At 67.9% G+C, this 19918-nt stretch carries 19 protein-coding genes and 2 tRNA genes; 13 read left to right on the top strand and 8 right to left on the bottom strand.

From position 1 onward, the window contains the following. Nucleotides 1–66: 66 nt before the first annotated feature. The 4 genes from orn to AB0I34_RS30615 all read left to right on the top strand — a co-directional run bounded on the left by orn (nt 67) and on the right by AB0I34_RS30615 (nt 2542). Nucleotides 67–687, top strand: coding sequence for an oligoribonuclease (orn, locus tag AB0I34_RS30630; RefSeq protein WP_360451815.1), 621 nt, complete (start codon nt 67–69; stop codon nt 685–687). Between the two features lie 79 nt (nt 688–766). Further along, a tRNA-His gene (locus tag AB0I34_RS30625) sits at nt 767–839 on the top strand. A gap of 399 nt (nt 840–1238) precedes the next feature. Beyond that, nucleotides 1239–1727, top strand: coding sequence for a SigE family RNA polymerase sigma factor (locus tag AB0I34_RS30620; protein ID WP_360451813.1), 489 nt, complete (start codon nt 1239–1241; stop codon nt 1725–1727). Between the two features lie 14 nt (nt 1728–1741). After that, nucleotides 1742–2542 carry a hypothetical protein gene (locus tag AB0I34_RS30615; protein ID WP_360451811.1) on the top strand — a complete coding sequence of 267 codons (801 nt, stop codon included), beginning with the start codon at nt 1742–1744 and terminating at the stop codon, nt 2540–2542. Between the two features lie 33 nt (nt 2543–2575). Here the strand turns inward: AB0I34_RS30615 and AB0I34_RS30610 are convergent, their stop codons facing one another. Genes AB0I34_RS30610 through AB0I34_RS30600 form a run of 3 tightly spaced genes read right to left on the bottom strand, consistent with a single transcriptional unit; the run spans nt 2576 to nt 4883 of the window. Beyond that, entirely contained in the window at nt 2576–3058 is a 483-nt protein-coding gene (locus AB0I34_RS30610) for a RidA family protein (protein WP_360451809.1), read from the bottom strand. An 8-nt stretch (nt 3059–3066) separates the two neighbouring features. Continuing rightward, nucleotides 3067–3687 carry a response regulator transcription factor gene (locus tag AB0I34_RS30605; RefSeq protein ID WP_360451807.1) on the bottom strand — a complete coding sequence of 207 codons (621 nt, stop codon included), beginning with the start codon at nt 3685–3687 and terminating at the stop codon, nt 3067–3069. Continuing rightward, complete coding sequence (locus tag AB0I34_RS30600; RefSeq protein WP_360451805.1) at nt 3684–4883, bottom strand: sensor histidine kinase; 1200 nt, start codon at nt 4881–4883, stop codon at nt 3684–3686. The genes AB0I34_RS30605 and AB0I34_RS30600 overlap by 4 nt, the downstream gene beginning before the upstream one ends. Nucleotides 4884–5024: 141 nt before the next feature. Between AB0I34_RS30600 and AB0I34_RS30595 the strand changes: the two genes are divergently transcribed. Together AB0I34_RS30595 and AB0I34_RS30590 are read left to right on the top strand one after the other, a co-directional pair. After that, complete coding sequence (locus tag AB0I34_RS30595) at nt 5025–5987, top strand: SMP-30/gluconolactonase/LRE family protein (RefSeq protein WP_360451803.1); 963 nt, start codon at nt 5025–5027, stop codon at nt 5985–5987. Between the two features lie 146 nt (nt 5988–6133). Then, nucleotides 6134–7231, top strand: a complete 1098-nt coding sequence (locus AB0I34_RS30590; protein WP_360451801.1) for an ankyrin repeat domain-containing protein — start codon at nt 6134–6136, stop codon at nt 7229–7231. A 39-nt stretch (nt 7232–7270) separates the two neighbouring features. On the opposite strand, the gene AB0I34_RS30585 is transcribed toward AB0I34_RS30590, so the two are convergent. Next, nucleotides 7271–8989 carry an aminotransferase class V-fold PLP-dependent enzyme gene (locus AB0I34_RS30585; RefSeq protein WP_360451799.1) on the bottom strand — a complete coding sequence of 573 codons (1719 nt, stop codon included), beginning with the start codon at nt 8987–8989 and terminating at the stop codon, nt 7271–7273. 93 nt (nt 8990–9082) lie between these two features. On the opposite strand from AB0I34_RS30585, the gene tenA reads away from it, so the two are divergent. The 5 genes from tenA (at nt 9083) to AB0I34_RS30560 (ending at nt 13680) form a co-directional block, all read left to right on the top strand. After that, nucleotides 9083–9745, top strand: coding sequence for a thiaminase II (gene tenA, locus AB0I34_RS30580; RefSeq protein ID WP_360451797.1), 663 nt, complete (start codon nt 9083–9085; stop codon nt 9743–9745). Beyond that, nucleotides 9742–11289 carry an NAD(P)/FAD-dependent oxidoreductase gene (locus AB0I34_RS30575; RefSeq protein WP_360451795.1) on the top strand — a complete coding sequence of 516 codons (1548 nt, stop codon included), beginning with the start codon at nt 9742–9744 and terminating at the stop codon, nt 11287–11289. Before tenA ends, AB0I34_RS30575 begins: the two co-directional genes overlap by 4 nt. Before the next feature lie 59 nt (nt 11290–11348). Continuing rightward, nucleotides 11349–11421, top strand: a tRNA-Lys gene (locus AB0I34_RS30570). 718 nt (nt 11422–12139) lie between these two features. Continuing rightward, nucleotides 12140–12781 carry a hypothetical protein gene (locus AB0I34_RS30565; RefSeq protein ID WP_360451794.1) on the top strand — a complete coding sequence of 214 codons (642 nt, stop codon included), beginning with the start codon at nt 12140–12142 and terminating at the stop codon, nt 12779–12781. After that, a complete protein-coding gene (locus AB0I34_RS30560; protein WP_360451792.1) occupies nt 12778–13680 on the top strand; it encodes a hypothetical protein in 903 nt (300 codons plus the stop codon). The genes AB0I34_RS30565 and AB0I34_RS30560 overlap by 4 nt, the downstream gene beginning before the upstream one ends. A gap of 246 nt (nt 13681–13926) precedes the next feature. Here the strand turns inward: AB0I34_RS30560 and AB0I34_RS30555 are convergent, their stop codons facing one another. Next, complete coding sequence (locus tag AB0I34_RS30555) at nt 13927–14601, bottom strand: response regulator transcription factor (protein WP_360451790.1); 675 nt, start codon at nt 14599–14601, stop codon at nt 13927–13929. Further along, a complete protein-coding gene (locus AB0I34_RS30550; protein ID WP_360451788.1) occupies nt 14598–15761 on the bottom strand; it encodes a histidine kinase in 1164 nt (387 codons plus the stop codon). The genes AB0I34_RS30555 and AB0I34_RS30550 overlap by 4 nt, the downstream gene beginning before the upstream one ends. Before the next feature lie 153 nt (nt 15762–15914). Here AB0I34_RS30550 and AB0I34_RS30545 point away from each other — a divergent pair, with 153 nt between their 5' ends. Both AB0I34_RS30545 and AB0I34_RS30540 read left to right on the top strand, forming a co-directional pair. After that, a complete protein-coding gene (locus tag AB0I34_RS30545) occupies nt 15915–16814 on the top strand; it encodes an ATP-binding cassette domain-containing protein (RefSeq protein ID WP_360451786.1) in 900 nt (299 codons plus the stop codon). Continuing rightward, nucleotides 16811–17617, top strand: coding sequence for an ABC transporter permease (locus AB0I34_RS30540; RefSeq protein WP_360451784.1), 807 nt, complete (start codon nt 16811–16813; stop codon nt 17615–17617). The genes AB0I34_RS30545 and AB0I34_RS30540 overlap by 4 nt, the downstream gene beginning before the upstream one ends. 40 nt (nt 17618–17657) lie before the next feature. Here AB0I34_RS30540 and AB0I34_RS30535 read toward each other — a convergent pair whose 3' ends face one another. Both AB0I34_RS30535 and AB0I34_RS30530 read right to left on the bottom strand, forming a co-directional pair. Then, nucleotides 17658–18152 carry a hypothetical protein gene (locus AB0I34_RS30535; RefSeq protein ID WP_360451782.1) on the bottom strand — a complete coding sequence of 165 codons (495 nt, stop codon included), beginning with the start codon at nt 18150–18152 and terminating at the stop codon, nt 17658–17660. 653 nt (nt 18153–18805) lie between these two features. After that, complete coding sequence (locus tag AB0I34_RS30530) at nt 18806–19894, bottom strand: helix-turn-helix domain-containing protein (protein WP_360451780.1); 1089 nt, start codon at nt 19892–19894, stop codon at nt 18806–18808. Nucleotides 19895–19918: the final 24 nt, after the last annotated feature.

Genomic DNA, 19918 nt, shown 5'->3' with positions numbered 1-19918 from the left:
CGCCACGCCGGGAGTTCGAGCATCCGCGCGCAAACGTGTCGGCCGCTCGCCGTAAGGTGGGTGCCCATGAACGACCGGCTGGTGTGGATCGACTGCGAGATGACCGGCCTCGACCTGGCGGCAGACGCCCTGATCGAGGTCGCCGTACTCGTCACCGACTACGAGCTCAACGTGCTCGGTGACGGCATCGACCTGGTGATCGCACCACCACCAGGCGCACTCGAGCAGATGGGCGACTTCGTCCGCGACATGCACACCGCCTCCGGCCTGCTCGACGAACTCGCCACCGGCATCCCGCTCGCCGACGCCGAACAGCAGGTCCTCGACTTCATCTCCGGCTACGTCAAAGAACCCCGCAAAGCCGCCCTGGCCGGCAACTCCGTCGGCACCGACCGGACCTTCCTCGTCCGCGACATGCCCAAGGTCGAAGCCCACCTGCACTACCGCAACGTCGACGTCAGCTCCATCAAGGAACTCGTCCGCCGCTGGTACCCGCGGGTGTACTACGCCACCCCCGCCAAGACCGGCAACCACCGCGCGCTGGCCGACATCACCGAGAGCATCGAAGAGCTCCGGTACTACCGCCGGACCGTGTTCGTGCCCCAGCCCGGACCCGATTCCGACACCGCCCGAGCCGCCGCCAGCCTCCTCAGTGACCCCGTCGGAGACTCCCAACCCGCCTCCTGAACAGGGCCGTCCGGGCCCGATTTCATGTCCCCGGACATCGTCGCTATGATTGCTCAGCCGTCGCACGCGGACGGCAATGGTGGGTGTAGCTCAGCTGGTAGAGCACCTGGTTGTGGTCCAGGTGGTCGCGGGTTCGAGTCCCGTCACTCACCCGAAGGCGAGGGCGACCTGTGTCTGCGGAGAGCGCAGACCGGGTCGCCTTCGGCATTTTGTGCGGCTGCGCTTCGCTTGCCGCGGGTGGGGGCTTCGCCACCCACACCCCCTTACCTCGGCCGGGGTTGTCGGTTGGCTATCTGCGGGGGCTGGGGTTGTCGGTTGGGTTCCGCGGTGGCGGGGTGGTTTGTTGGGTTTCTGTGCGGGCTGATGGGATGGGGTTGTGAAGAGCTCGGGGAACGTGTGGTTTGGGTATGGGGTCGTGCTGGTTGTGACGTTTGTGGTGGGGCTGCTGGCGTTCTGTGTTTGGGTGTTGTCGAAGGTTTTCTGAGCCAAGTGTGATCTGACCGCCGTGTCGGTGCGTCTTCTGGGGTGAAGGCGTCGACGAGAGGCTGGGGATGGCGGTTACCGAAGACTTCGAGGAGTTTGCGCGGGCAGGGATACCTCGGTTGTACCGGACGGCTTGGCTGCTGACTGGCGACCGGCATCATGCTGAGGATCTTGTCCAGGACACGCTCGCGAACATGCTCAAGACGTGGGCCCGGATCGACAATCCGGGAGCTTATGCGCGGACCGCGATGGCTCGGACGTTCATCTCGCAGCGGCGACGACGGAGTTGGTCGGAGCGGCCTACTGCCGAGCTGCCTGAGCAGGTTGAACGGGTGGGCGATGTCGAGCTCCGGGTGGCATTGCGGGAGGCGCTGGGCGAGTTGGCGCCGTTGGATCGGGCTGTGCTGGTGCTGCGGTACTTCGAAGATCGCAGCGTTGAGCAGGTCGCGCTCGATCTCGGAAAGAACGCCAGCGCGATCACTACGCGGACGGCCCGGGCATTGGACCGCCTGCGCGTGGTGCTGGGTGACAACGCCGTACAGCTGATCGCCCACTGACCCAGAGGAACATGATGAACAACCTGAACGACACGCTGCCCAGTCTGATGGACCGGGCCACCGAGAACCTCGAGCCGGTCAGCACCGACCTCCTCGACCGGAGCGTCCAGCAAGGACTCCGGCTACGCCGCCGGCGTACGACACTGCTCTCCGTGACCGGGGCGGGCGCCGTGCTGGCGACCGCCGGACTCGTCGCGGGCGGAATCCAGCTGCTGGGTACGCCGTCCGAGGCCTCCGTCTCGGGTACGCCGGTCCCGATCGTGACCCCGACTCCGCTCGCCAAGCCGGCCGCGGGGACACCGCAGCAGGCTCTGGAGACCCTCAAGCGCCTCATCGCGGCGCCGGGCCGCACGCTGTCCGAACCGACGGTCCGCGGCAGCGCGAAAGAGGGCTTCATCGCGGCGTCGTACCTCGTCGACGACGGCAACGGCGCGTCCCTCGTCGAGGTACTGCTGGCCGCCGACGGTACGGGGAACCCCTGCTTCGGCGGTGGCCCCGGCTGCAGCACCAACCCCGATGGCTCGAGCATGTACTCCTCCTCCGACGAGCCGGAGTACTCCGACGCCCGGAACGAGCAGTACGGCGTCTTCCTCAATCGCGTCGAGCTGTCCTACCCCGACGACCGCTACATCGGCCTCGTGAGCTACAACGGGCCGGCCGAGAAGGGGATCAAGCACACGCGCGCGAAGCCGCTGTTCACCGCCGCCCAACTCGCCACCATGGCCCAGAGCAAGAGCTGGAAGTTCCCGGCGCACACCGCGGTCAAGCCCTCGAAGGGCGCCAAGCCCTCGACCACCCGCAAGGGCACCAGATAGCCGACAGGCCCGGCCGCACGGCGGCCGGGCCGCTCAGCCTGGGGTGATGACGACCTCGGCCTCGATCTCGACCGGGATGTCGAAGGGAAGGGCGGCTTGCCCGACCGCCGAGCGCGCGTGCTGCCCGGCGTCCACACCCCACAACTGCAGGATCACGTCCGAGAAGCCGTTGATCACCGCCGGCATCCGATGGAAGCCCGGCGCGACATTCACCATCCCGAAGACCCGCACCCAGGCGACGATCCGGTCCAGGTCACCCAGCTCCCGGCGCAACGAGGCCAGCATCGACAACGCGGTCAGCGCGGCCGCGTCGTACGCCTGCTCCTCTGTCACCTCCGCACCGACCTTGCCGAGCGGTTCCGGCAGCCTCCCGTCGGCCGTGAGTGGCCCGTGACCGGAGACGTACGCGCGATCGCCGTACAGGCGGACCCAGGGGAAGGGCAGCGTGACGCCGGGCAGCTGCATCGGCTCCGGCAGTGTGAGTCCCAGCTCGGCCAGTCTCTTCTCGATCTCCATGGGTTTCCTCAGGACGGGGGACGGATGATGCGTTGCTCGATGGCGCGGGCGACGGCGGCGGCCCGGGTGTCGACTTCGAGCTTGGTGTAGATGTGCGACAGGTGGGACTTGACCGTGGCCTCGCTGACGAACAACTGGCGGGCCATCTCGCGGTTCGACCGGCCGGTCGCGAGGAGGCCGAGGATCTCGACCTCGCGCTCGGTCAGCGTCGGTCCGGATCGCTTCACCAGCCGGGCCGCGATCGCGGGCGCCAGAATGACCTCACCGCGAGCAGTGCCGCGGATGGCGCGGAACAAGTCGTCGGGCGGTGCGTCCTTCAGGAGGTAGCCGGAGGCGCCGGCGTCGATCGCGCTCATGATGTCGGCCTCGGTGTCGTACGTCGTGAGCACCAGGACCTGCGGTGGTTCCGGGAGGGCCCGCAGCCGCGCGGTGACCTCAGCACCGCCCGGGCCGGAGCCCAGATTGAGATCCATCAGTACGACGTCCGGCCGAACAGCGGCGACCAACTGCTCGGCACTGTGCGCATCGGATGCCTCGCCGACCACAGACAGGTCCTCTTGCCCCTCGACCAGCGCTCGCATCCCGGCACGAACCACCGGATGGTCGTCGACGAGCGCGACCCGGATCATGAGCGCACCAACGGGACGGACGCGGCGAGCGCCGTACCCTCACCCGGTTCACTCTCCAGCACCAGAGTGCCGCCCAGCTCACGCAGGCGATCGCGGATACCAGCCAGGCCTCGCCCCCGGTCCGGATCCGTGCTGCCAGTGCGGTCCGGCAGACCGCGGCCGTCGTCGCGGACGTCCAGTACGACGGCGTCCGGCTGATAGGTCAGCGTCACCACGGCTGTGCTCGCAGCTGCATGCTCCAGCACATTAGCCAGTGCACCGCGCGCAGTCCGTAGCAACGCGGTCTCGATCTCCGCGCCAAGCGGCACCGGCGTCCCGTGCACCTGGACGCGGACCTCCACACTCGCCTGCGCGGCGAGCCGCTCACAGGTCTGCCGCAACGCACCTGGCAGCGCCGGCTCCCCCGGACCGCTCGCCAACTCCGCGGGTGCCAGGTCACGGACCACACGGCGTACCTCATCCAGCCCGTCGCGAGCAGTGGCCGCCGCCTGGGCAGCGTGCTCGCGGGCCGCGGCAGGCCGGTCGTCCCACTCGTGTTCGGCGGCCTGCAGCAGCAGATTGATGCTGGACAGCCCTTGCGCGACGCTGTCGTGGATCTCCCGCGACAGCCGCGCCCGCTCAGCCAGTACGCCGGCCCGGTGCTGCGCATCAGCCAGGTCACCCTGCGCCGCATGCAGATCGTCCAGCAGCGCCTGCCGGGCGAGCGCATCCCGCTCCAGCGCTCGATACGCTCCAACAGCGAGTACGGCGACGCAGACCGGTCCCAGCACGATCGTCGGGTCCAGCCGGTCGGTCATCCGCGTCCACGTGACCACTGTGGTCGCCACCATCCCAGCAACCACCGCACAGGCCGGCCAGAACGGCAGCACCCGCAGCGCCACGAACGACAGCGGTACGGCGCACCACGCGAACGACGGCGCCACCAGGACCAGCCCGAACCAGACTGCCACCAGCAACGCCAGCCACAGCCTGCTCGGCAGCAGTCGATGTGCCGCATAGGTAGCCAGCAGCACCACCGCCCCACCAAGCACCCACGGCGCCTGATCCCCGAAGCCGTGCCCGGACAGGTACCGCACCGCGGACGCCACCACCAGCACGACGAACGCCGTGTGCAGCGCCGTCACCAGCCCGCCGGCGTGGCCCAGAATCCCGGCAGTCCAGGCCGGTGCGCGTGAAGTGGTCCCTGGATTGGTCATGGTCCAGCCGATGGTAGGCCCGGTCAGGCCGCTTCAGAATCATCCGAACGGCTACTCGATCGTCCCCGAACGCCCGTCGTACCCGCGTCCTGCGTCGACCAGGCTGGATGCACAGTCCACGACACTTGATGCGAGGTACTCATGTCCGTCCGTTCCCTCTCCGCGACTCTCGCGCTCTCCGCCGTACTGCTCGGCGTCGGCGCGCCGCTGGCGTCCGCCCGGACCAGCACGTACGAGCTGCCCGGCGACCCGGTGGCGAGCGGCGGGTCCAAGTACGAGGGCATCGGGTACGACGTACGCACGCAGCGGTTCTACGTGTCGGAGACCACCGGTGGCGAGATCCACCGCGGGTCTCTCCGGTCCGCCGCGGCCACCGAGTGGTTGCGCGGAGACGGTGCCGACGGCCGGTGGACCGCACGCGGCGTCACTGTGGACTCGCACGGCCGCGTGTACGTCGCCGGCGGTCCGAACGGCATCGACCACCCGGGTGCACCGGACCTGTGGGTGTACGACCGCGACGGCAAACTGCTGGCCGCGCTCCACACCGGCGTACCGAACGCGTTCCTGAACGATGTGGTGGTCGGGCCGGACGGAGCGGCGTACGTGACCAACTCCAACGCGCCTCAGGTGTTCCGCGTCGCCGAGAAGCACGGTCGCTGGACGATCCGGACCTGGGTGGACGCGACCGCGACCATTCCGACCCAGAGCGGATTCAACCTCGGCGGCATCGTGCTGTCGCCGGACCGTCGTGCGCTGGTCGTGGCCCAGGGCAACGTTGGGAAGCTGTGGCGGTTCGACCTGCGGACCGGTCGCGTGTCGACAATCGGCAGCGGTACGGCGGACCTGGTCAACGCCGACGGTCTGGTGCAGGACGGTCGCACGCTCTGGGTCGTGCGGAACTTCTCCAAGGTGCTGACCACGCTCCGGCTGTCTCAGGATGGTCGTACGGCGCAGCTGGTGAGCGCGACCGCAACGGACCCGGACCGGGTGTTCACGACCGCGAAGCTCGCGCAAGGCCGGCTGCTGCTGGTCGACAGCAAGTTCGACGTGCCGGTCGGGCTCCCGCCGTACCAGGTGGTCGCCCTGACCCCGCCGCGCCGATGACCCGCCGTCGCCCGATCGCCGTAGCTGCCGTCATCCTGGTGACGGCGGCCACCGGTTGCACGGCCGCCTCAGCCCCTACTCCGACCGCTCAGCAGACCCCTGGTCAGCTCACCCCGACCGCTCAGCTCACCCCGAGGACCTCTTCCGTGCCGACCGACGACACTCTCGACACCCAACTCATCGCCGCCGCCTGGAAGAACGACGTCGCCGGAGCCCGTCGACTGATCGCCGCCGGCGCCGACGTCAACGCGGTCGACGACACCGTGCAGAGCACCTTCCTGATCGCCGCCAGCGAGGGCTACCTCGACCTGCTCGACCTGACCCTCCAGCACGGCGCTGACGTCCGCAGCCTCGACAGCTACCGCGGTACTGCGCTGATCCGCGCCGCCGAACGCGGTCACGCCCCGGTAGTCGCCCGCCTGCTTCGCGCCGGTGTGGCCGTCGACCACGTCAATCGCCTCGGCTGGACCGCCCTCCACGAGGCAGTACTCCTTGGCAAGGGCACCCCGCAGTACGTCGACACCGTCCGCCTGCTCATCGCCGCGGGAGCTGACCGCGACCGCCCCGCCGAGCGCGACGGAACAACGCCAGTGCAAGGTGCACAGAAGCTCGGTCAGACCGCCGTGACCGCCGTACTCACTACCGAGCGCCCGACCTCCGCAGCCTCCGCACTGCTCGCCGCAGCCACGGCAGGCGACGCGAACAAGGCCGCCGCCGCGCTGGCAGCGGGAGCGCCGCTCGAGTCCCGCGACGACCACCGGCGTACCGCTCTCCTGCTGGCGTCCCTGAACGATCGTGTCGACGTCGCCCGCCTCCTGGTCGGCCTCGGCGCGGACCCCGACACGCAGGACGACCGCCGCGACTCGGCGTGGCTCGTCACCGGCGTCACCGGCAGCGTGGCGATGCTCGAGACCCTCCTCCCGGCGAACCCGGACCTCAAGCTCCGCAACCGCTTCGGCGGCATCTCGGTGATCCCGGCGAGCGAACGCGGTCACGTCGACTACGTCCGCCGCGTCGTACAGACCGGGATCGACGTGAACCACGTCAACGACCTCGGCTGGACCGCTTTGCTCGAGGCCGTGATCCTCGGCAAGGGCACCGAGCCGTGGCAGGAGATCGTCCGCATCCTCCTCGCCGCCGGCGCCGACCCGTCGCTGCCCGACGGTGACGGCGTGACTCCACTCCAGCACGCGCGCAGCCGGGGGTACGACGAGATCGCCGCAATCCTGGAGGCCGCGAACTAGGCGGCCCCGGCGAACGCGTTCCAGGTTTTCACCACCTAATCAGGGGCTCAAACACCTCGACGGGAGGTCGAACCACCTCAGGTGGTCGAACTCGGAGTTCACCATGCCCTCATGATGGCTGCTCTCCTCCTGGCAGGTGGACAGGAGGTCCCGCGCCTCGGCGAGGTAGTCCTGCAGAGCCGACTCCGGCGCGGTGTGGTCGTGGCGCGGGTAGCGCAGTGTCCCATCGGCGTCGTACCCGACCTCCGACAACCGCAGCGGCGGCTCGACCGCGCCGCGATGGTGCCGCCACAACCCGTTCGTGGGATCGAAGCGGTAGTCACCGAGCAGCCGCCAGCCGTCCCGCGCGACCAGCTTCACCGCCTCGACGACGTAGGTGAAGACCGCCTCCGAGATGAAGTAGTTGAAGTTCACCCGGACCCAGCCCGGCTTGATCCCCTCGCACCCGTGCATGACCTCTTCTTCGAACTCGTGCGACTGCACCAGGTCGATCCCGAGCAGGGTGTGGCCGTACGGGCCCGCGCACGAACACCCTCCGCGCGACTGGATGCCGAACAGGTCGTTCAGCAGCGCGACCACGAAGTTGTGGTGCAGGAACCGCCCGGAAGGCGCCTTCACCACGAACGAGACGATCGACAACCGCTCGGCGTCCAGGTTGCCGAGGATCTGGATCCTCGGCTCGCTCTTCCAGGCCTCGACCGCGCGGCGCAGGTACGAGTCCTCGTGGGCGCGGATCACGTCGATGCCGACCGCCTGCTTCAGCTGGAACGCGAGGCCGGCCCGGATCGACCCGATGATCGCCGGCGTGCCGCCCTCCTCCCGATGCACCGGATCGTCGATGTAGCGATGCTCCAACTGGTTCACGTACCGCACCGTGCCGCCACCGGGTACGTCGGGGACGCGGTTGTGGAGCAGTTCGCGCCTGGCGACCAGTACGCCGGGAGTCCCGGGACCGCCGATCAGCTTGTGCGGGCTGAGGAAGATCGCGTCCTTATAGGACAGCGGGTCGACGTCGCGGCCGGCGTACATGCCGATCTCGACGTACGGCGCCGCGGCCGCACAGTCCCAGAACGACAGAGCGCCGTACTGATGGAGCAGGGCCGAGACCCGCTGCGTGTTGCTGACGATGCCGGTGACGTTGCTGGCCGCGGAGAACGACCCGATCTTGAGCGGTCGGGCGGCGTACTCGATCAGTCTCTGCTCGAGCTGCGGGATGTCGATGTGGCCGTCGTGGTCCTGGCTGATCACGACGACGTCGGCGATCGACTCACGCCACGGAAGCTCGTTGGAGTGGTGCTCGTACGGCCCGATGAACACGACCGGTCGCTGGTCCCGCGGGATGTGGTCGGTCAGGTGGTAGGTGTCGTCCAGCTCGGCCGGGATACGCAGGCCGAGGATGCCGATCAGCTTGTCGATCGCGCCGGTCGCGCCCGAGCCGCAGAAGATCAGGGCGGTCTCGTCGTCGCCGCCGACGCTGTGCAGGATGATCCGGCGGGCGTCCTCACGCAGGCGAGTGGTCTGCAGGCCGGTGCCGCTGGACTCGGTATGGGTGTTCGCGTACCGCGGCAGGACCTCCTCGCGGATGAAGTCCTCCAGGAACGTGAGCGCGCGCCCGGAGGCGGTGTAGTCCGCGTACGTGACCCGGCGCAGACCATACGGGCCAGGCATCACCTGGTCGTCCCCGATCACCGACGCCCGGATCCGCCGCAGCAACGGCGTATCCGGCGGCGCCTCGACTCGCTCCCCCTGGATCGTCATGGCTCAGCGTAGAGCGGTCGAGTGACCTACGTCTCGTGTCCGGATCGCGTGCTGTGGATAAGGTCGGTGGCAGTCGACGGCGAGGGAGTTGGGATGACGTTTTCCGGCGAGCTGTGGGACCGCGGTGGCGCTTCCATGTACGACGAGATCGTCCGGCATCCGTTCATCACCGGGCTGATCGACGGGACCCTGGACCACGACGCGTTCCGTTACTTCATCGTCCAGGACAGTCACTACTTGCGCGCCTACTCGCGCGCACTCAGCCTGGTCGCCGGCCGGGCGGTCGACGAGGACGCGGTCAGCATGTTCGCGCTGCACGCCGCCAACGCGATCGCGGTCGAACGCTCGCTACACACCTCGCTGCTCGGCTCGCTGGGCATCTCCGCGGCCGATGTCGACGCTGCGGGGTCCGGACCGACGACAACGGCGTACATGTCCTATCTGACCGCGGTCTGCGCAACGGGCACGTACGCCGAGGCCGTGGCCGCCGTACTCCCCTGCTACTGGATCTACCGCGACGTCGGCCGCGAACTGCTGAAGCGGTCGTCGCCGGACCCGCTCTACCGGCAGTGGATCGAGACGTACGGCTCGGACGAGTTCGATGCCGTCGTCGAGTCGGTGCTGGCTGTGACGGATGGTCTGGACGTCAGCGCCTCCGAGCGGGAACGATGTCATCAGCACTTCGCCACAACCTGCCGCTACGAATGGATGTTCTGGGACGCCGCGTACCACAAGCTCGATTGGCCGGTCGGATGATGGACTTCTACGACGTCGTGATCGTCGGCGGCGGGCACAACGGCCTCGTCGCCGCCACCTACCTGGCTCAGGCCGGCCTGACCACACTGGTCCTCGAGCAGCAGCCGCACACCGGCGGCGCCGCGGTTAGCCAGCAGGTCTTCCCCGGCGTCGACGCCAAGCTGTCGCGGTACTCGTACCTGGTCAGCCTGCTGCCCGACAAGGTCGTCGCCGACCTGGGCCTCGGTCTCGACCTCCGGTCCCGCGCGGTGGCGTCGTACACCCCGGTACGCCGCTCCGGCCGCGACCTCGGTCTCCTCGTCGAACGACCGGAAGGCCCGGCAACCCGCGCCTCGTTCGCCGCCCTGACCGGGAGCGACGCCGAGTACGACGCGTGGACGGCGTTCTACGGCTCAGTGGGCTCACTGGCCGCCGCCGTCGCGCCTACTCTCCTTGAGCCGCTGCAGTCGGCCGCGGACATGCGGTCCCGGGTCGACGCCGCGCTGTGGGACGAGCTGATCGAGCGGCCGTTCGGTGAGTCCGTGGAGCGGCGGTTCGCTGACGACACCGTGCGTGGGGTGGTCGCGACGGACTCGGTGATCGGGACGTTCGCCGGGCTACACGACGAGTCACTGATCCAGAACCGGTGCTTCCTCTACCACCTGATCGGCAACGGCACCGGCGAGTGGCGGGTGCCGGTCGGCGGCATGGGTGCGGTGACGGACGCTCTGGCCGCCGCTGCCCGGCGGGCCGGTGCGTCGCTGGTCACCAACGCGTCGGTGACGTCCGTCGAGGCGGACGGCGTACGCGGGTCGGTCACTTGGCTGGGTGGCGACGGGGAGCGGTCGGTCGACTGCTCCTACGTGCTGTCGAACGTCGCTCCGGCCACCCTGGATGCGCTGCGTGGTCGTGACTCCGCTGTGAAGCCTGAGGGGTCGCAGCTGAAGATCAATCTGCTGCTGTCGCGGCTGCCTGCGCTGAAGTCGGGCGACGATCCGGCGCGGGCGTTCGCCGGGACGTTCCACATCGACGAGGACTACAGCCAGTTGGAGTCCGCCTATCAAACAGCTGCTTCGGGGGCGCTGCCGTCGACGCCGCCGTCGGAGGTGTACTGCCACTCGCTGACGGACCCGTCGATCCTCTCGCCGGAGCTGGTTGCCTCCGGCCACCACACGCTGACCGTGTTCGGGGTTCATTTCCCGGCCCGATTGTTTGCCTCCGACAACGATGTGGCGCGGGCCGAGGCGGCTCGCCGGGTGCTGGCCGGCCTGGACTCCTACCTGGCCGAGCCGCTCGAGGACTGCATCGCCCGCGACGCTAACGGCAACCTCTGCATCGAGGCCAAGACGCCGTACGACATCGAGGAATCCGTCGGCATGCCAGGTGGCCACATCTTCCACGGCGACCTGCAGTGGCCCTGGGCCACCGACGACGCCGACACCGGCCGCTGGGGCACCGAAACCGACGTCGCCAACCTCCTCCTCTGCGGCTCCGGCGCCCGCCGAGGCGGCGCCGTCTCCGGCCTCGGCGGCCACAACGCCGCCATGACCATCCTCACCCGCTAACCGATTTCGCATCTCCCCCGCCGCCCTGCTACGATCCTCATCGTTCCAAAGCACGACAAGCGCCGCTAGCTCAATTGGCAGAGCAGCTGACTCTTAATCAGCGGGTTCGGGGTTCGAGTCCCTGGCGGCGCACAAAAGCCCAGGTCACGCCAGTGTCCTGGGCTTCGTTGTGTCTGCAGCGTCCCCTTCACGTCCCTCTTTGACGCTGCAGGGCTCCGGCGTGAGCACTCGCCGTCCCCCTTCGGCTCTCGATCAGGTCGCCTCTTCGGCGTTCATCTCATCGTGGCTGTGCGTCACATCACACCGATTCGCATCGTTGCCGAAATCTCGGATCCACCACCCCGGCCAGCGTTGAGCAGCCAACCATCGCACTGGTTGGAGGCATGACATGTCGAGGCCACCACTGCCCGTTGGCACCTGGGAAGCATCTCCACCCGAGTTGCGAAGACCGACGAAAGGGCAAGCCCGTCAGCTACCTCTCAAAGGCCAACTTCCGCGACCACGACGGTCACATCCGTGACGTCACCGCGTTCGGCAAAACCAAGACCGCGGCCGAGCGCGCCGTGCTCAGGGTGCTGATTCTCTGAGAGCTTTCGCTGTCTCTTGCCCGGTCTGTTTTGGGATGACTCCTCGGCGTCAGTTGCCGGGCTGTGAGTATCTGGACACTAGTTGTGGTTGCCGCGGGCGAAACGGTCGATGAGGGAGATGGCGAGGCAGGCCATCGCGGCCAACGCCGCGAGCACCACGGCCGCGATCGAGGCACACGCTGCGCCCTGCCTCGCCATTCTTACCCAGGCGGGTGCCTTGCGCTCTGTAGTCAACCGACGCATCGTTGAACAGGGGGACGGAAATGGCGAACGAATGGATAGGCACAGCCGTGCTCGCCGCGGCGCTGACAGTGGCGGGATGCAATAGCAGCGTGGAGAACCGCGGCGACCAGGTAGCCCCGAGCAGTACCCAGCCGACATCCACCCTGACGATCGGAGGAATGACCGAACGCGTCACGGACGTCGCAGCCTTCGCCATCACCGACGAAGAGGCGAAGCGAATCGAAAAGGCCTGCGCTGAAGCCGGTGGCGTGCCGGGCGACAGCGAAGAATGCGCCGCAATCCTCAGAGACCTCACGGGGGATCCCGTGGACGACTGCGCGGAGGCTCATGGCGCCTGCATCGTGGCGGCTGTGGTCGATGATGCCGGCGGCCCCACGCCCTCGCCGCTGACACCACGGATCGCCTGGATAATTTTTGATCCGCGTCCAGGCAAACCCGCTTGTGGCAGCGGGAAGTCCTCGATCTGCGACGGCGCGATCCTCTCGGCCAAGGTCGCCCCACTGCCCACGGTCGAGACGACGGCCAGCACCGAAACCACCACCCCGCCCTCACCCTCGACGACGTCCCCCAGTCCAGACGAATCAACCCCGGCAACAGACCCCACCGAACCCGAACCCACCGAACCTGACCCCACCGAACCGGAATCGCCGGACTCGCCGTGACCGAGGCAGCGGAGACCGACAGCGGCGCCGCGGCGAAGGGCCGCACCCGACGCTGGGGTGGAGCGCTCGAGATCCTGGCGTTCGTCGGACCGACGACCTTACTGACCGGTGGCCTCTACTACTTCGGCCTGGTCAGCGCGAGGGCGTACTACTCGTACTTCGGGGTCAGCCTGAGCGCGCTGGACTTCACCACGACCACCTACGTCGCCCGGACGGCGGACACCTTCTTCAAACCGGCCGCGACGTTCCTCCTCGTACTGGCAGTCGCCTTCAGTGCTCACCATCTGCTCAAGTTCGCACTCGGCCGACGCAGCCACGCCTGGGCGCGCGGGCTCGCGTACGGCCTCTTCGGCCTCAGCGTCATCACAGCGAGCATCGGCCTGGCGGGCCTGTACGGCGTACCGCGCGGACTGTGGTCGCCGCTGTCGCTGGCGGCGTCCGGGCTGTTGTTCGAGTACGGCTTGTGGATCCTGTGCACCTTCGGCCGGCCGGTCCCCGGGATCGAGGTACTCGCCCGCGCGGGGGCCAATCTCCGCCGCGGCCTGATCGCGGCCATGGTCTTCATGGCTACGTTCTGGGCGGTCACCAACATCGCCCAAGCCCGCGGCACCGCCAACGCCGAGCTCGCCGAGCTGACCCTGCGCCTCCAGCCACAAGCGGTCGTCTACAGCGAACGGGACCTGCACCTCCTCCCAGGACGAGGGATTGGCCTCAAGAAGCTGGCGGGCGAGGACAGCGCCTATCGCTACCGGTACAACGGTCTGCGGCCGCTGCTCTACTCCAACGACCGCTGGTTCCTCCTGCCTGTCGGCTGGACCCACACCAACGGCGCCACGGTGATCGTTCTGCAGGACGACCCGAGCCGGGTCCGCGTCGACCTCGCGCCGTCGTCTCGCTGAGCGCGATCACGGAAGATTCTTTCACCACTCCGGTGACAGCAGCGACTGTGGCTCTCTGAGGCTGCCGCCAAGGTGGAGACAGACAACCACTCCGTTGGCGGTGTTCGAGGCGACTTCACGCCGGCGCTGCCAGGCGACGTGCCGCCTGGCTCGTCCGGCAAAATTCGAGCCTTCGCCGCCTTCGGCGCTCCATCCGTCGCTTGCCCTCGGGCTCAACGCATCCGCTCAGCGGGCAGTTGATGGACCTTAGTGCAGGCCTGCGTCGTGGATCCGGTTCGCGATCTGCACGCGGTTGGTGGCTTGGAGCTTGACCATGATGCGCGAGACGTGCGCTTTGACGGTGGCCATGCTCAGGTAGAGCTCGTCGGCGATCTGCGCGTTGACCTTGCCTTCGCCGACCGCGATGGCCACTTCGCGTTCGCGGTCGGTGAGGGTCTGGGTCAGCGACTGCGCGTCGAGGACCCGCTGGGGTTCGGGATTGTCGTGACCGAGCCGGGCGATCAGTTGGGCGGTTACGCTGGGAGAGAGCATGTGGTCGCCGACGGCAACTTTGTGTACTGCCTCGACGATCTGCGCGGGTGGGGTGTGTTTGAGGAGGAATCCGCTGGCTCCGTCGCGCAGTGCCCGCAGTACGTGGTCGTCGGCGTCGAACGTTGTCAGCACGATCACTTTGGGCGGCGTGGCTTGGCCCATCAGCGAGGCGAGGGCCTCGAGACCGTCCAGTCGTGGCATTCGGATGTCCATCAGTACGACGTCGGGCGCGGCCCGCGCGATGAGGTCGAGCCCGGTCTGGCCGTCGTCTGCTTCGCCGGCCAATTCGATCGTGGCGTCGTCGCGCAGGATCATCGCGAGTGCGGTGCGGACCAATGCGTCGTCGTCGATGATCACGACCCGGATGCGACCGCTCGGAGGGTTGTTCATGCCGGCCACGGCAACCAGGCGCGGACCACGAAGTCTCCGTCCAACTTCACGTGCTCGAGGCGGCCACCGATCAGCTCGGCACGCTCGGTCAGTCCGAGCAGGCCGAGACCGGAGCCGGGTGTCGCACTCACCGCGGAGCCGAGCCGCATCGGGTTCCGGACCTCGAGCATCAGCTGCCCGCCCGCTCGACCGGTGAGCGTGACGTCGACGGCGGTGTCCGGCGCGTGTTTGCGGGCATTGGTCAGGCTCTCCTGGATCATCCGGTACGCGCCGCGTCCGATCGCGTCGGGCGGACCCGCCAGGTCGTCGACCTGGTTGTGCAACCGGACTCTCGTGCCGGACCCGATGGCCTCCTGAACCAGCGCCGGAACGTCGGCCAGCGTCGGTTGCGGACGCTCCGGTGATGCATCGGTTTCGAGCGTTCGCAGTACTCCGAGGATCGCGTGCAGGTCCTGCAGCGCGAGGTGAGCGCTCTCCCGGGTGATGGCGGCCGCTCTGGACACCTCGGCGTCGCTCAGACTCCGGCAGTACTCCAGTGCACCCGCGTGCAATGCCACCAGCGAGAGTCGATGGGCCAGTGCGTCGTGCATTTCCCGGGCGATCCGCGCCCGCTCGGTGGCCTGCGCCTGTCCGACCCGCAAGCCCTGCTCACGTTCGGCGCGGTCCGCTCGTTCCCGCAGTGTGGCCAGCAGGTCGCGACGTGCCCCGACGTACATGCCGGCGGCAATGACCGCGCTCACGAAGACCACCGTGAACAGCACCGAGATCGCCAATGCCGCCTGACCGGGCTGGGTCTCGAAATAGACGACGGACGCGACGACTCCCACCACCGCCAGCGGCACGATCTCTCGCCACCGCCGACGGGTTGCCAAGGACATGGCGGTAACGACCACAGCCCCCGATGCGGCGGAGGAAACACCTCCGATGGCGCTCACGAGCAGGGCGATCGCGAGCGGACGCCGCCGTCGCCAGTGCATCAACACCACGCTGACGATGCCGAGGACGAGATCCAAGGCCAGGTACGGAGCGAAGTTCCATCCGTAGGCGTTGTAGAACGTTGCCGTCCAGAAGCCGAGGCCGGTGATGATGGCGAAGAGGTAGCGCCACGTCGACTGCCAGCGGCTCAGCGGAGGTGGTGGCGCGGCTTGAATGGCGTCCACCTTCCCCAAGGTACGGGAGGCGCGCGGTTCAGGGCAGGGACCGCGGTCGTGGCCCGACCCCCTACCGCGGGCTACCCAGGTCTATCCCGTGGTTTCCCGACCGAGCTCCGCGGCTGATGTGCCGGGCCTGCCAACGGCGCCAGGCTCGACGTCATGATCACAGTCGAAGAACTCAGCAAACGCTACGGCGCACACCAATCCGTCGACCGCGTGTCCTTCCGGGCCCAGCCCGGATCCGTCACCGGCTTCCTCGGCCCGAACGGGGCCGGCAAGTCGACCACAATGCGCATGATGACCGGCCTGACCCCACCGTCCGCGGGTCGCAGCACCATCCTCGGCGTCCCGTACGCCCAGCTCCCCAACCCAGGCCGGCACGTCGGGGTCCTCCTCGACGCCTCCGCGCAGCACACCGGACGCACCGGACGCGAGATCCTTCGCCTCGGCGCCACCGTCATGGGACTACGCCGCTCACGGGTGGACGAGATGCTCGAGATCGTCGGCCTGTCCGGCGACGAGGGCGACCGCCGGGTCGGCAACTACTCCCTCGGCATGCGGCAACGGCTCGGCATCGCACACGCCCTGCTCGGCGACCCGCAGGTCCTGATCTTGGACGAACCGGCCAACGGACTCGACCCGGCCGGCATCCACTGGATGCGTGGGCTCCTGAAGAGCTTCGCGGACCGCGGCGGGACGGTCCTGCTGTCCTCACACCTCCTGCACGAGATCGAGGTCGTCGCCGACCACCTGGTCGTCATCGGCCGCGGTGTCATCGTCGCCGACGGCAGCAAGGCAGAACTGCTCAACGCCGCCGGCACCCTGGTCCGCGGCATCGATCCAGACGCCTTGTCGCGCTGCCTCGACGCTGCCGGCTACACCTACCGAAGCGCCCCGGACGGCGCGTACGTCGTGGAGGCCACCCGCGAGCAGATCGCCACGGCCACCGCGAAGCACGGCGTCGTCGTCACCGAGTTGCGAGGCGCGGACGGCGCCGGACTTGAGGACATGTTCTTGCAGCTCACCGCCGACGACGCGCGAGAGAAGGTCACCGCATGAGTACCGCGACCCACCCAGCACCGTTCCACCGTGCAGCCTCACCAGATCCGAGCGTGACGCCCGTACCCTTCAGCCGTCTGCTGCGGGTCGAACTGCGCAAACTCGTCGACACCCGGGCCGGCTTCTGGCTGCTCACCGCCATCGGCCTCATCACCGTTGCCGTCATCGTCGTGTTCCTGTTCGTCGCCGATCCCGACCAGTTGACCTTCGTGAACTTCGTCGGCGCAACCGCGACCCCACAGAGCATCCTGCTCCCGGTGCTCGGCATCCTCGCCGTCACCACCGAATGGAGCCAGCGCACCGGCCTGGTCACCTTCACCCTCGAACCGAGCCGGCTCCGTATCGCCGTCGCCAAGCTGGTCGCCGTCACCCTGGTCGGCCTGCTCGCCGTCGTCGTGGCACTCGGCGTCGCAGCCCTCAGCAACCTGGCCGGGATGGCGTTCATGGACGGCGCCGGCAGCTGGAACGTCGGAGCCGCCAACGTCCGCGACTTCTTCGCCGTGCAACTGATCGGCATCGTGCAGGGCTTCGCCTTCGGCATGCTGCTGATGAACACCGCCGCCGCGATCGTGCTGTACTACGTGATCCCGATCGCGTGGACTGTGCTCTTCTCGATGGTCGGTGCACTCGAGAACGCCGCACCCTGGCTCGACGTCAACACCGCCATGGCACCCGCCTTCGATCAGCAGACCTTCCAGGGCGGCGACTGGGCACACATCGCGGTCGCCGGGACCATCTGGGTCCTCCTGCCACTCGCACTCGGCCTCATACGGCTACTCCGCCGCGAGGTGAAATCCGCCTGACCGCGCAGCCCGCACCCCAGATGTCACCGTGTGGTGCAACCTACGACGCCACCACACGGTGACATCTCGTACGTCGCCAGTGTCCGCCACCGCCGCGCCCGCGGCCCCAGCTGTCGCCCCAGGCGCCGTGACCGCCTGATTGGCCGTCGAAGCCGGACACCGGACTCACCGACCGAGCCTGACCATCCCGCCCGACGCCGATGAACCCCACCGGTGACAGCCGATGATCACGAGCCATCAACATCAACCGATCCTGATGCTGATCGATCGCCTCCCCTGCATCGGACCAGTTGACCAATCCAGCCCGCACCAACGTGCCGTAACTAAACCCATCGACCCGCAGATGCTCGACCAACTCCCGCCGACTCGGCGGCGCGAACCCAACCTGCCAAGCTGAGTCCGCCGCCAACACCGAGTCGGCACCCAGCGCCTTCACATACTCCATGGGCCAACTGCTGGTTGCTCGCAGCAACTCCACCCGAAAGAACCGCGCTGCAGGAACGTTTGCCTTTAGCAACCGCCGCCGATCCTCCATCGACAGGCGTAGCTTGATGCACTCATCAGACCTCCACGAGACCGAACAGTTCAGGCCTCGAAGGTCACCTCTTTGCACCGCAAGCAGAACCCCTGTTCGGGATTCCAGGACAGGCAGGCGTACGGCACTCGTCGGTCATAGCAGCTCGCGCTCGTGCTCTGCGGAGCTTTCCTCGAGAAGCGACGCAGCAGTGGTCCTCGGTAAGCCGGAGACACGGCGACCACGGCTGCTAGACATGGGGCGAGCCAGAAACTCGTCTGGTGTGTCGTCCCACAGTCCCGCTGATCGTGCCAACTGCGGCCCGCAGAGTCGATCGCCTGATCCAGCAGAACAATCAGTCTTGCAACAGACCAAGCAGGCGACGGTGTCCGTGGGCCTGATCCCGGATCCTCCGCCTCATGTCGGTTGCCGACAGGCGCGTGAGTATCCATGGCACCGACAATGGGGGCTCCGACGCGCGTAAAGAGCCAGGATCACGACATCCAGGAGTACCTCGGCCTGGTCTCTCCCCCCGCGTTGGGCGGCCACATCGATGGACAGGATGGCTCCGATGGCCGAAGCCACCGCGCCTCGCGCCAAATTGCTTGGTGATGCTGTTCCACTACCGCCGCGGCGAAGACCGTCGAGATGACGATCATTCTCAACGCCCTGGACTAAACCTCCGGGCCGACACCACCAGCCCTGGCCCGGTCAGTTCGACGGGTTGGGACCTCGACGCCCGCTTGGCGGTCGGAATCTGCGCCGCCCAAGCCGAGCCGAGCAGCCTGCATACCCGCTTGGAAGCGCGTCTCGGCACCCAGACGGGCCGACACATCCGCAATGTGACGTCGCGTGGTGCTGTAGCTCAGGCCGAGGTGGTGGGCGATTGCCTGGTCCTTCATTCCGGCCGCCAGCAGGCTGAGGATCTGCCTGTCGAGGTTGCTGAACTGATTCGCAGACTTGTCGTGGAGGAGGGGCACGCCTTTCTCAAATGTGAGCGGCGTAGCGAGCTCCCAGAGGGTCTCGAAGACAAACAGCAGCGTGTCCAGCAACGAACATGGCCGGATGATGAAGCACCGGCTGACGTCGTCCTGGTCGACCTCGAGGGGCAGGAGCCCGAGCTCATCGTCGATCGTGGCCAGCTTCATCGGCAGATGGTTGATGAGTCGGGCCTCCTCACCGGCGGCCACGTAGCGGGCGATCGCTTTGATCACGCCGGGGCCGGCGTCGAGGGCGGCGCGGGCGTAGATGCCGCGGTACGCGACACCGCGCTCCAGTCCCTCGAGCTCGACATCATTCGGCCTGCCTGCGTCGGCCGCGTACGGCGGAGTGTCGAGGACCTTCACCTCACGCTTGGCGCGCCGCTGCATGTCGTCGAACCGTCGCTCGACGGCCGCTGCGCCGGTCACCACCTCGACGAGTTCAGGTGCGTGTGGTGACCGCGCGCGGTGGAAGTTGTCGGTCAGTTGCTTGGTCAGCGCGCGGACCTTGTCGAGTTCCTCCTGCGCGCGCATGATCAGCACCTCGAGGCTGAGATCAGGCGCGACCGGCAGGTACCGGGTCGGCGTGTCGAGCGACTTCTCGATGAGTCCGTTGCGGGCCAGAGCCGTCAATGCCGAGTCGATGGTCCCAGTGTCCGCCGACAGCTGCTGGCACAGGTCTACTGCTGTGCAACCGGGCTGTACGAGCAGGGTCCGGTAGACACTCTCGGCGATCTCGTTGATGCCGACCGCGGCGAGAGATCCCGTGGTGAACACACGCATATCTTGCCCCTATCGAGACCACTC

It is taken from the genome of Kribbella sp. NPDC050281 (genome assembly GCF_040655855.1).
In the GTDB taxonomy this organism is placed as follows: domain Bacteria; phylum Actinomycetota; class Actinomycetes; order Propionibacteriales; family Kribbellaceae; genus Kribbella.
Note: the sequence above shows the minus strand (reverse complement) of the source record. Positions and strands in the feature narration are given on the sequence as shown.